Origin of the sequence: Terrisporobacter petrolearius (genome assembly GCF_020748185.1) — a bacterium.
GTDB classification, from domain to species: domain Bacteria; phylum Bacillota; class Clostridia; order Peptostreptococcales; family Peptostreptococcaceae; genus Terrisporobacter; species Terrisporobacter petrolearius.
The window spans coordinates 1-278 of record NZ_JAHZMO010000220.1 but is presented as its reverse complement, the minus strand read 5'-3'; the positions used below and the strand labels follow the sequence as shown (position 1 = coordinate 278).

Here is a 278-nt window from a genome sequence, read left to right as displayed (position 1 = left end):
AAACAAAGTTTATATAGTAGCTTGTGGTACTGCTTATCATGCAGGACTTGTTGGAAAAAATGCTATAGAAAAATTCGCTAAAATACCAGTTATAGCTGACATAGCTTCTGAATTTAGATATAGTGATTCATTTGTAGACGAAAATACTTTAATAATAATAGTAAGTCAATCAGGAGAAACAGCTGATACTTTAGCAGCACTTAGAGATGCTAAGTCAAAAGGTGCTAGAGTATTATCCATAACTAATGTTGTTGGTTCATCAATAGCTAGGGAGTCTG

At 33.1% G+C, this 278-nt stretch carries 1 protein-coding gene; it reads left to right on the top strand.

All coding sequences use genetic code 11. The features are described from left to right. A partial coding sequence (locus K0040_RS20395; RefSeq protein ID WP_228110480.1) for an SIS domain-containing protein occupies positions 1 to 278 on the top strand: 278 nt, incomplete at both ends.